We start from the raw sequence: 11,524 nt of genomic DNA on the forward strand, positions 1-11,524 counted from the left end.
AAAGCCCGCTAGAAAAGGGGCGATGCAGAGGCCAGTCCGACCGGGACGCGGCTGCAACGCATCGACATCAAAGCCGAGACAACTGGTCGGACCGCGGCGCTTCCTTAGGCAGTTCCATCGTCCGCAGCGGCGTCGGATGGGTCATCACCAGCAATTGGACATGGCGCAGATCCCAGCGTCGGATCACGCCATCGTCGTAACCGGCCACCAGCCAACGCCCGGCGGGGTCAATCCACACCGACCACGCTTCGCCGCCGGAGTCGAGGATTTGGTAGGCCGCCCCAAGCCGGTCCGACTCGCCATCCACCAACCACACGCTGCCGTCCATCATCGCTGCTGCGATCCAACGACCATCGGCCGAAACATCCAGCCCCAACACGGACTGCGACGACAGATCCAGACGTGCGGCCGTGGCGATCGATCCCAGCTGCCAACGATGGATCGATCCATCGGCGCCGCCGGTGACAATCACGTCATGATCGGGCTTCCGAACAATCTTCATCGCTTCGACCTGGCCGCTGTGAGGCGAATTGGCAAGATCGATCAACGTGGGTGACTGATCCGGCACATCCGATAAACCGTACAGGGCCACGCTGCCACCGCGGCTGCCGACCACCAAGGTTGCCAAATCACCACGAGGACTGGCAAAACCAATCTGCTTGGCATCGACCGCACCAAAATCAATGGCCGGCACCGATGATGGCGTTTGGCGAGTCGCGTCGATCGCGTTCCAGGGATACACCACCGCTTCGACATCGTTCGCGACAGGATCCTTTCTGGCCACCGCGGCCAGCCATTTCGAATCCGGATCGATTGCTAGTTGAGAGATTTCCTGGTCGGCAAAAAAAGCGGCTCCGTTGACAGAACCGTTGGGCGATGCGGTGGTGCCTGGCCCGATTTCCCAGATTCCGATTCGCTTCCCTCTGGAACCGGTCACGACGATGGGCAGCGTTGGGTGCCAGGTGGCCGCCAACACTTCACTCGTCTCGCCTTCGATCGGCAACACGGTGCTGGCCACTTGATCCGCGGTCAGATCCCACAATCGCGGCGTCGCGTCAAAGCCGCCCGATAGCAACCGCTTGCCATCCGGCGAAATCTGGACCAACGTCGCCATGTCCTGATGCCCCACCAACTTTTCCGGTGCAACCGGTTGGTCGGAAGCTCCGCCATCCGAATGCTGGTTCAAGTTCCATACGAATGGCTCTGCATCTTCGGCGATCGATACCAAGCGGTCCGCAGATCCGATGATGCGGTTCACTTCGCCCTGATGGCCTGGCATCCGGATGGTCGCTGGCACAGCCAAACTGACATCGGTCGCCATCGCCTTGCCGAATTGTTCCGAAGCCGCCACGGGGTCGGTCGCCAAAAGTTCGATCGCGCTGGTCATCCATTGGTCCGCAGTCCGCTGTCCCCCGTCCGGCCCGACCACGATAGGCTTCGTTTCGGCAACATCTTTGTCGCCACCGTTATGGCCTGAAGCCTCGGATTGCTCGGTCTTGGACACTGACGCTGACCCATCGCCCGCATCATCCTGGCTGTCGCCCCCCCCCATCGCGACGATGGCAATGAACAGCAGCACCAAGCCGCCGCCGACGACTCCGGCAACGACTTTGGGATGGAAGCGGTTGCCGGCGGCACGGCCATTCTCCCCACCGGTATGCGTCCCGATTGTCGCCCCCGTGGCTGTGCCAGCAATTGGCACCGACGCGATCGTTTCGTCGAAAAATCCTTCGGCGGTGGATTGATCGGATGCCAATGCCTGAGTCGCGGACACGGCGAACGGTTCGGTGGGCACGGCATCGGGAACGGTGTCCAAGGTCGCGGTGAAGTCTTCACCAGCGGTCGAAAGATTGCCCAAGTCGGCCGTTTCAGCAGCTGTCCCCGACGGGGTGGGCGATGCGAATCCGGAAATTCCCGCACCGGACGCCACAAAGCTAGGCTTCGTTTGCCCTTCGGCACGCAGCGCATCCCGCAATGCGTCGACCATATCGACGTTGGTTTCGAAACGCTGTTCCCATTTCAGGTCGGTCGCTTTTCGAATCACTTCTTGTTCGGCGGGACTGACTTGGTCCAGATGCAGATTGCCTTGGCGGTGGGCATCCAGCACTTCCCACAACGATCCATCGTTGACCGGCAGAGTTCCGGTTCGCAGATGGTAGTACGTGACGGCCAACGCATATTGGTCACTGGAACGCGACGGCTTTCCGCTGATCGCCTCGGGGGCCATGTACGCCGGCGTGCCCGCCGCGCTGGTCGCGGTGACCTGGTTGCGAGTCAGGATGCGAGCCAGCCCAAAGTCACAAACCACTGCGGATGATCCGATCAGCACGATGTTGGCTGGCTTGATATCACTGTGTTGGATCGCGATCGGGCCATCGCCCAAGTCGTGGATGGGCGAATTCAGGAAATCGATGCCTTTGGCCGATTCGTCCATGTACGAAATCAGTTCCTTGGGCGGGATCCCCGGCAGTCCCGATTTGACACAATCACGCAGCCTGGCCTGCAAACTCTGTCCCCCCAACAACATCGAAACCGCCAACCAACTCGGTTCGACTTCATGCTGGGGAACGAACAGCCCCGATTGACCTTTGCCTTCGACGATCGACAGATCGATCGTTTCGTTGGCAACGTCGGGCGCCTCTTCGATCACCTTGCCTTCACCATCAAGCAACCAGATGGCAGTGATCGGCATCAGATTGGCGTGCCGAATCTGTTTGACTCGTCGAACGCCGTCGTATTCCTTTTGCCCCTGCCCGTCCGAAAGATCAATGAACTTGACTGCCGCAGCGGCGCCACCGGGAGCGGTTGCCCGCCAAACTTGACCAAACTGCCCTCGCCCGAGGAATTCTTGCAGCCGGTATCCCGGGGCGAATTGGAATCCACGTTTCAGCATGTTCGATCCGAAGGCAAAGAGTACGTCGTCAGCAACGAGTATAGCGAAAGTCGATCGCGGTTCTTACCGCAGTCGGACCGCAGTCGACGACGCGTTTTCCATCATCCGATCATGGCCCGCGGCATCATCTTGTTGAATGTTGCTGTGATTGAAATGTGGATTCCGGATCCCACCGAACGCCATGATTTCCCGATTGCGACGGACAGGAATTCTTTTTGCTGAAGGCCTGGGTCAGGTTGTGCCGATTGTTCCGAATGGAGGGGTCGGTCTGGTACGGCGCGCATAGGAATGACGCGACGAGCACTGCTGCGCCCTTTCGCTTGCACAGCCCTTAAGGATCGAACCATGCGAATCTCGTTCTCACGAATCATGACCGCCGCGACCACCTTGGTGATTGCCGCGGGAGCCGTTTCCAACGCCGAAGCCCAGCGTCCGGTCGTGCCCGGAATGGGCTCGGAAATCGTCGGCGTCGCGGACGACTTCGAAGACGAAAAGTGGGGATACATTCCTCGCGATCCCAAAAGCACCGAAGACATCGACGAAAACCAACGCGGTCCGATGGGTCGCAGCACCAATGGTCGTTGGTACGAAGGCATCAAACGCGGCCACCCCGATATCGTCAAACGAGTCTCCACGCCCAGCGGCGGGCTGCCCGGTAGCACCGGATCGCTGTTGCTGAAGAGCCTGCGAACGGGGATCCCCGGACAACCATCGGGCAAAATGCACCAGGACGATTTCGTCGCCAATGTGCAGTACCGCCTGAAACGAACGATCAATGTTTCCGAGGCTCCCAGCGTCACCACGCGGCTGTACCTGCCGCCCGTCGACACCTGGGAAAACCGATCGGGACCACACTTCGGTTTCCGCTTGGCCCTGGAAACCACGGCGATGACCGACAAAGAAGTCGGCGTCGGCATCTTCAAACGAACCAAGCGTGAAATGGGCAACGAAGTCTATTGGCCAGGTCTGTTTGTCGAATTTGAAAGCAAATCAGATTCCGGCAAAGACGCCGACTTCGCCTACCTGCGGGTTCGCAGCAATCAACGAGGCGGCGATTTCCGAGGCCCTCAAATCACGACCACCGGATGGTGGACGCTGGGAATGAGCGTGACGCCGGACGGAATGGTTCACTATTACGCTTCGCCGGGTGTCGACGAGTTGACCGAGGCGGACTACATCACCAGCCAATTCCCATACGATTATCGCTGCGAACGGTTCCGAACGTTCTTCTATAACGTCTGCAGTGCCGACGACGACCGACGTTGGAGTACGGCGTTCATCGTTGACGACCCGAAGGTCTACGTCGTGCGTCCGCAGGGACAAATGGCGACCCGCAGCAATAATCGGCGGTAATGGGGGGCATAGGGCCGAAAGAAGATGGCCGAAAGTCTTGGCGACTTGCGCTACGGAAGTCGGCGGCGAAGATGGCCGGGGTGGATGCCGTTACCGGAGCGTTGCTTCGATGGCGGCTTCGTATTCGTTGTCCGACAGATTCAAAATTTCTCGCATCTCGGCCAGCACTTTCAGCTTCTCGTCGCTCAGTTCGCCTTCGGCGCTGGCGGCCAAGAACATCGCCTGCAGCGCCTCGACACGTTGGCCTTGATCCCAGCGTGTCGAAACCGTCAACACATAGTTGGCGGCTTTGATCCCATTCTGTTGGGCGATCGAGCACAATCGGCCCAGTTCTTCTCGGTCGAATTCACGGCCCAGTCTGTCGGACCCCAAATCCAACAGCGCGGCAATCTCTGCTTCGCTGATCGATCCGTCGATCAATGTCACTACGACGGCGGACCGGATGGTTTCGTCCACGAACTGCTCTGCAGCGGCCATTTCATGAGTGGCCTGATCCATCTGCATCACGGTCGGATCCCAGGTCTGTTTGCACTGATCGCACTGGACAAACAATTCGGGCCCCCCAATCGGAACGGTGGGGATGAAATACAGCGTCAACCAGGGCCGACGGGCCCGCAGCCGGAACGTCTGGGGCACTCTGCAACCGGGACAATAGAAATTGCCTCGTTCGCGGGTCCGCGTCAAATTCGTGGTGCCGATTAAAATCATGCTCCCATGATACGGGTCCCCGCGATGTCGGTCGACGGGCGATTCGACCGACCGATCCACCGCCATCCGCTAATGGGGGGCACCCACCCGGGTATGTCTTCCGGTTTCGTAGGTGCCGAAATCCCTGCCCGGCGGCCCAGCGTGCATCGATATGCAGTTTTGCTGAATGTCCCGGTTGTCAAACGACGATTAAAGTCGCATGGCACTTCTACCAATCTCGGCGACTCGAACCAGCACCCCGCTTTCGAATCAACGGCTGTTGTTCCAACTGAACAACGACCAGCTAGCGATCCAGCGTCAATACGACCAACTCAGCACCGGTCAACGGGTATTGAGTCTGTCGGACGATCCGGCCGCAGCCAACCGCGCGATCACCTTGCATCGCAGCATCGACAACAGCAATCAGTTGGTCCGAAACGCGACCAGCACACGCAGCTTTTATCAGGCAGCCGACGATTCGTTGGCACAGATCGACAACGCTCTGATCGAAGCTCGCGGGGCCGCCGTGCTGGGTGCCCAAAACGTGATTTCCGACGACGAACGTGCGGCCCTGGGCGCAACGTTGCAGCAGACGATCGACCGAGTCGTGGCAGCCGGAAATTCGATGTTCCGCGATCACCAACAACTGGGCGGCTTTCTGAATTCCGCCAGTTCGTTCAATTACGATCAAAAAGACATCGTTTTTAGCGGAAAAAGTGCGATCGGCCGAACGGAGATCGGTGCGGGGACGCCCGCCGAAATCAACCTGACCGCCAACGCAGCCCTGGGTGCCAACGCGGTCATCGTCGACGGCACATCGCTGGACGCCGCCCTGGACGCCGATTCGCGGTTGGTCGACCTGCGACAAGGCCGCGGCGTGGTACCGGGCGAGATCAGGTTGTCGGGCGGTGGCAACTGGGTCGACCTAGACCTCAGCAACGCAGCGACCATCGGTGACGTCGTCGAACTGATCTCCACCATCAAACTGGATGATCGCCCTGTCGTCGCATCGCTGACCAATGATGGTATCCGCATCGAATACCAAGATGGGCTGGGCGGAACGCTAGCAATCGCCGATGGTGTCGGCAGCACCATGGCTGCAGAGCTAGCGATCAGCAACCCGACCGGAGTTCAAGCTCCGCCAATTATCGGCGATCGCCTGTCCCCGCGGGTAACGTCGGCGACGAAGATATCGGACCTGGCCAACGGGGCCGGGTTGGACCTGTCCGACGGTATCCAAATCATCCAAGGCGACAAGACGTTCACCGTCAACTTCGACGGTGCCGAGGACCTCAGCGACGTGCTGATTGCGATCAACCGCAGCGGCGCGGACGTGACGGCCGAACTGGATCAAGCCGAAGGCCGCATCGTGCTGCGGTCCCAGCGGATGGGCGTCGACTATTCGATCGGCGAAAATGGTGGCGACACGGCCGCCGCACTGGGCATTCGATCAGCCGACACCACCACATCCTTGGCTTCGCTGGGGCGTGACCGTGGGCTAGCTCTGAATCCGAACTCATCCGATCTAACCATTATCCGCCCCGATGGCGTGGAATTGGAATTCGATCTGGAGGGTGCCGAGACGATCGCGGATGTGATCGATCTGATTCGCAACCACCCACAAAACCAAGACACCCGCCGCGTTTTGGTGGATCTGAACGATTTTGGCAACGGATTGCAACTGAAGGCGCCCCCCGGAGCGGGAGCTTTGACGGTCACGCAAACCGCGGTGTCCAACGCCGGTACGCGATTGGGGCTGATCCCGCTGGGGCAAAACACCAGTTCGGGCGGCGTCGTCGGTTCGGTCGACACGATCGTGGGCGAGGATTATGCCACGCGAGATGCCGGCGGGGCCCTGGACACGCTTTTGCGTCTGCAGCGGGCGGTCGAGTCCGGTGACGGGCCCGAGATCGAACGATTGCAGGCCAAGCTGGACATCGATCTGGACCGTGCTTCAAGAGTTCGCGGCAAGGTGGGCGTCTGGACTCAGAATCTGGACCAACTGCAAGAGACCACCGAAACGCGGGTGATCCAGTTGCGAGCCCAGCTATCCGAAGAGATCGATGCCGACCTGACCGAGGTGATCAGCGAACTGGGGCAGCGTCAGGTGTCGTTGGAAGCATCGCTGCGGATCATCGGACAAACGGCCAGCATGACCGTGCTGAACTATTTGTAACGATTTTGTCGATTGCTCCGCCCATGCGGCCGATGAATAAAAAGACGGGATAGCATCGTCTCCAATTTCGGACGACGCGAACGCTTTCGGGCGGATCGATCGAAATCCCGCAACGCGACTGGACGGATTCAATTCCGGCTAGTTTTAACTGTTTCATTGGGAACTTCGGCCATGCGGATCGACACGCAACGCTTCGGCACTCTTCGTCTGAATGCCAACCAACTCTTCCTGTTTCCACAGGGATTGATAGGGATGGAAACGCTGCGTCAGTGGGCATTGTTGCCCGATCCGCAGAATGCTTCTGTGGCTTGGCTGCAGAGTGCGTCACGCGGTGACCGGGCGATCGCATTGGTCAGCCCGCGAGCATTCTTCGAGGATTATCGGGTCCACGTCACCCGCCGGGAACTGGCGTGTTTGCACATGCAGCCGGGTGCCGAAATGTATGTCATGACGACCGTTTCAGGGCACGTCGGCAAACTGACGACCAACCTGCGTTCACCGCTGCTACTGAACCTTAGCCGCCGCTTAGGGTGTCAGGTCATCACCAGCGACGAACAACCCATCCAACGATCGCTGCCGCTGGCTCAGGCCGCCGCCGATTCGATGGTTCAGTCTTTGCGGAAAGCCGCGTAAGCGGATCGACCGGCGCCGCTATGCGTCGGTGGGTCAGCCGGTACGATCGGCATTGGTGGACTTCGCGACCGCCACTTCAATTTGTCACTCAGGGTGGTCGATGAATCCCTTGTCGAGAGGTTGCTGCGACTTCTGAAAGCAGCCCTCGATAAGAATCACTATCAACCTTGGGGGCGATTGTACGCTGCCCAAAGCGAAATCCCTTCCCCCCAAAGATCACCACGAGGACAACATGCTCGTCCTTTCCAGGCACCGCGACGAAAGCATCATGATTGGCGACGATGTCGTGGTGACCATCGTTGACATCCGAGGCGACAAAGTTCGTCTGGGCATCGAAGCACCACAATCGATCCCCGTTCACCGGCAAGAAGTCTACGATGCGATTCAGCGGGAAAACCGCCGAGCCACCCAGACTGGCACCGGTGCAACCAAAGACGTCCAGCCGCCCAAAGGCTGAAACGTTAGCGGTCCAGCCAAGCTTGATTGCAGGCTGGACATGACAATCGGTCGCAGCGAGAGCCGTCAACCGTTTGTTGAAGCAACATCCCCATGTGCAAGCCACGGATCCTAGCGGTCCAAGCCGCTGGTATACCGGGATGTTGCCCTCAGTGTCGAATCCAACCGATCCGGCACATTCAACCAACCGTCAACGGCTTTGGGCGACCCTTCGTCCCAAGCAACCACGATGACGCGCCCTCGCATCCCGCCGGCGCTGTCATCGCAACCACAATCCGCTGCACTCACCACGCAATGGATCCCCACCCCGATCGCCCGACGTGGATTTCGCCCGAAATCTCAATTGCGCAGCGGTTGCCCCCAACAAGATCCAACGCTTCACCAGCGTCTACATCCTTGGGCAATCGCGGCCCCGATCAATACGTCAGATCGGGCAATTCGGCAATTCGATGCACCGGGCGACGTCCGTCGGGATATCCGGTCACGGGAACATCGACTCCCGGCGGCAACTCCCCGCTCTTGATCGCTGTCCCCATTCCGGCTACTTCGCAGAAGCGAAAATGAGTCGTGTCGCCCGAACCGTACTGGTACCGGATGTCGACGTCGTGCCAACGCGTATCGATGGCTGCCAGTGTCGTTTCGACCGACTGACTTAGCCGTCGCAGTCCGCCCTGGCCATCACCGTCGCTTTTGCGATCGACAACCAACAGAATTCGGTCGGTGTCTTTGGGGGGGAAACTTAGTCCCGCCGGACGCCGAAACGGAAGATCGCTGATCGTGATCACCGGCATGTCCGGAAAGTGCGCCCGCAGATTTCCGGCGAATCGAATGTTCGATGCCGCAATCATGTCGGGCTGCGGATGAATCCGCTTGATCTCTTCGGCAACCGTATCAAACGGCATGTTCAGCCACGAATAGTCACCTCGCACCGACGCGGTCAGCGGTCGTCCAACCACGACGGCAAGAACCACTAGTGCCAAGCATCCCGTGGTGATGCCCAATCGCCCACCACCGATGTCAAAGGTGCGAACGTCGTTGCCCTGTGGCCGAAGTCCGCGGATGTGACTGCGACTGAAAAATCGCATCACCAGATACACAGGCAGCAGGAACAGATAGGGCTGCAGCCAATGATTTTTGGTGTCAATCGCGTTGCCCGACGCAGCCAAGATCAACATGATCGCTGCGACGCCAATCATGGTCCGTTCGACCAAGCACGTGACATCGTCGGCCAGCACATTTGCAATCGCGTCAGCCAAACGCTTGGGTTTTTCGTTCACCGGTTCGGGCAGTGAATTCCGAACGCGAAACCAGCGTGGAAACAGCCGCTCGCGGAACGCGATGGAAAACAAGATGCAGGTCGCCGAACAAGTCGAAAATGTCGAACCCGCAAGCGCTAGCAATCCCAACTCGATCCTTCGTCCAAGCGAAAGCGGCTCGCTAGGCAACAACTGCTCCATGGCCTTCGACGACGCCGTTTCCAGGTGCTCCATCGCCCACAGGTAGTGCGGCGCGATGCAGACGAGGGCAATGGCGATCGCGGCCACGATCCGAGTGTCCAACAATCGGGCCCGAAACGAATCGATCGACAAGGCTGCCCCCATGAAGGCAACCAAAATGACAGCAAAGTTGTATTTGAACAGCAAACCGGCCGCGGTCGCAAAACCGATCGCCAAATATCCGGCCATGCTAGGTCGTTGGCGAACGTTGACAATCGCCCAAAACAACCAAGTGGCTGCAAAAAGTGCGGCAACGGTGTGCGATAGATCTCGGTGGCTTTCCCATGCGATCTGGGGCATCGTCAACATGGCTGCCGACGCAGCGATCCCGGTCACCCGATTCCCAGTCGCCCGGCCAACCGCACCATAGACGCACAGGTAGGTCAACAACAGGAACAGGTTCTTCAGCAGCGGCAGAGCCAATGCCGCCTGGCCAATCGTGTCCAGAATCGGTGTCTGCAGCCACGTGTACAGCGGCGGTTGGCCGTTGTATCCGACGTGCCACCACTGAGAAAGATAGACCTGTTCCGCTTCGTCAAATGTCAACGACGATGACAGCGAAGCACGCACGATTACGTGCAGTGCAAAATACCCCACCAAAACAGCCGGATATCGATAGGGAGTTGCCGCCAACCAACGCAAAGGGTTCATGCCGCATTTCGCCGATAGGGGGCCAGAATCGATGGAGACGCTTGTTCGGCGTCATCGAAATTTGTGTGCTCTTGTCGAACGATGTAGTTGCCTTGGCCCGGAAGTTCCATATAGATCCGGGAAACCATCTCGGCCAAAATTCCGATCGCGATCAACTGCACCGCCGTGCACAGAGCGAAGGCACCGACGATCAGCATCGGCCGATTGCCAATGTCTTGACCAAGCCCGAATTTGGCGAATCCAACGATCGACAACATGGCCGTTCCGATCGCCGCTAGGACCAATCCGATCGATCCAAAGAAGTGACCAGGACGTGCCCGGTATCGCATGAAGAACAACACCGAAAGTAGATCCAACACGACGCGAAAGGTTCGTGAAATCCCGTACTTGGACTGTCCGAATTGGCGAGCATGGTGACGAACACCGATTTCGCCGATGCGGTCCGGCGATGTGATTTTTGCGACCCAGGCTGGGATGAAGCGATGCATTTCGCCCACCAATTGAACATCACGGATCACTTCACCGCGATAGATTTTAAGGCTGCAGCCATAGTCGGAAATCTTGACTCCCGTGACTCGCGATATCAGCCGGTTGGCGATCCAGGAGGGGATTTTTCGCAATAGGAACGCGTCTTTGCGTCGTTCGCGGCGACCGCACAGCAGATCCAACCCGTTGTCTTCGAGATGCTGGACCATGCGTGGGATATCAGCGGGATCGTTTTGCAGATCCCCGTCGATGGTGGCGACAATTCGTCCCCGCGAGGCATCGATTCCGGCCTGCATCGCCGCGGTTTGACCGAAGTTTCTTCGCAAGGAGACCACACGAGTCTCGGTGGCAACCGATTCGCTGACCTTGGCGGCTACGGCGTAAGTTCCGTCCGTACTGCCGTCATCGACCAACACGATTTCGGCGCGACCCACCGACTTCGCAGCCGACGTCAAAGCAGCCTCGATCTGTGCGACCAGCGGGCCCACGGATTCGGATTCGTTGTACAGCGGAACGATAATCGAAAGGTCAACCACATCCGACGATTTAGCGGCTAGGACGTCGTCGCCCGGTGTGTTTGCGGCCAAAGTTTTGTTGTCCAAATCGCTCATGGGGTTTCGTCTGGGATCAGCCGTTCTCGGATCGTTTGTTGTCTTGTCGGGCCGGGTCACGGGCGATACTTGGGGGGAACTC

At 58.9% G+C, this 11,524-nt stretch carries 8 protein-coding genes; 4 read left to right on the forward strand and 4 right to left on the reverse strand.

The features are described 5' to 3' along the window. Positions 1 to 67: 67 nt before the first annotated feature. Positions 68 to 2,893, reverse strand: a complete 2,826-nt coding sequence (locus K227x_RS18465) for a protein kinase family protein (protein WP_145171799.1) — start codon at positions 2,891 to 2,893, stop codon at positions 68 to 70. 345 nt (positions 2,894 to 3,238) lie between these two features. Here K227x_RS18465 and K227x_RS18470 point away from each other — a divergent pair, with 345 nt between their 5' ends. Further along, positions 3,239 to 4,246 (forward strand): hypothetical protein, encoded by a 1,008-nt coding sequence (locus K227x_RS18470; protein WP_246145910.1) that lies wholly within the window; start codon positions 3,239 to 3,241, stop codon positions 4,244 to 4,246. A 90-nt stretch (positions 4,247 to 4,336) separates the two neighbouring features. Here K227x_RS18470 and K227x_RS18475 read toward each other — a convergent pair whose 3' ends face one another. Then, the gene (locus tag K227x_RS18475; RefSeq protein WP_246145911.1) at positions 4,337 to 4,882 is read right to left on the reverse strand and encodes a TerB family tellurite resistance protein; all 546 of its coding nucleotides are present in this window, start codon (positions 4,880 to 4,882) and stop codon (positions 4,337 to 4,339) included. Between the two features lie 271 nt (positions 4,883 to 5,153). Between K227x_RS18475 and K227x_RS18480 the strand changes: the two genes are divergently transcribed. The 3 genes from K227x_RS18480 (at position 5,154) to csrA (ending at position 8,199) form a co-directional block, all read left to right on the forward strand. After that, complete coding sequence (locus K227x_RS18480; protein WP_145171803.1) at positions 5,154 to 7,109, forward strand: flagellin N-terminal helical domain-containing protein; 1,956 nt, start codon at positions 5,154 to 5,156, stop codon at positions 7,107 to 7,109. 171 nt (positions 7,110 to 7,280) lie between these two features. Beyond that, positions 7,281 to 7,742 carry a flagellar assembly protein FliW gene (fliW, locus tag K227x_RS18485; protein ID WP_145171805.1) on the forward strand — a complete coding sequence of 154 codons (462 nt, stop codon included), beginning with the start codon at positions 7,281 to 7,283 and terminating at the stop codon, positions 7,740 to 7,742. 232 nt (positions 7,743 to 7,974) lie between these two features. Next, positions 7,975 to 8,199, forward strand: a complete 225-nt coding sequence (gene csrA, locus K227x_RS18490; protein WP_145171807.1) for a carbon storage regulator CsrA — start codon at positions 7,975 to 7,977, stop codon at positions 8,197 to 8,199. 415 nt (positions 8,200 to 8,614) lie between these two features. On the opposite strand, the gene K227x_RS18495 is transcribed toward csrA, so the two are convergent. Further along, positions 8,615 to 10,345, reverse strand: coding sequence for an ArnT family glycosyltransferase (locus K227x_RS18495; protein ID WP_145171809.1), 1,731 nt, complete (start codon positions 10,343 to 10,345; stop codon positions 8,615 to 8,617). Beyond that, positions 10,342 to 11,442: a glycosyltransferase family 2 protein gene (locus K227x_RS18500; RefSeq protein ID WP_145171811.1), complete on the reverse strand. Its 1,101-nt coding sequence runs from the start codon at positions 11,440 to 11,442 to the stop codon at positions 10,342 to 10,344. Before K227x_RS18500 ends, K227x_RS18495 begins: the two co-directional genes overlap by 4 nt. Between the last annotated feature and the right edge of the window lie 82 nt (positions 11,443 to 11,524).

It is taken from the genome of Rubripirellula lacrimiformis, from assembly GCF_007741535.1.
GTDB lineage: Bacteria > Planctomycetota > Planctomycetia > Pirellulales > Pirellulaceae > Rubripirellula > Rubripirellula lacrimiformis.

Bases quoted from the DNA above. Each gene is read 5' to 3' on its own strand.
- K227x_RS18465 (WP_145171799.1), bottom strand. From the start codon at position 2,893: ATGCTGAAACGTGGATTCCAATTCGCCCCGGGATACCGGCTGCAAGAA.
- K227x_RS18470 (WP_246145910.1), top strand. From the start codon at position 3,239: ATGCGAATCTCGTTCTCACGAATCATGACCGCCGCGACCACCTTGGTG.
- K227x_RS18480 (WP_145171803.1), top strand. From the start codon at position 5,154: ATGGCACTTCTACCAATCTCGGCGACTCGAACCAGCACCCCGCTTTCG.
- fliW (WP_145171805.1), top strand. From the start codon at position 7,281: ATGCGGATCGACACGCAACGCTTCGGCACTCTTCGTCTGAATGCCAAC.
- csrA (WP_145171807.1), top strand. From the start codon at position 7,975: ATGCTCGTCCTTTCCAGGCACCGCGACGAAAGCATCATGATTGGCGAC.
- K227x_RS18495 (WP_145171809.1), bottom strand. From the start codon at position 10,345: ATGAACCCTTTGCGTTGGTTGGCGGCAACTCCCTATCGATATCCGGCT.
- K227x_RS18500 (WP_145171811.1), bottom strand. From the start codon at position 11,442: ATGAGCGATTTGGACAACAAAACTTTGGCCGCAAACACACCGGGCGAC.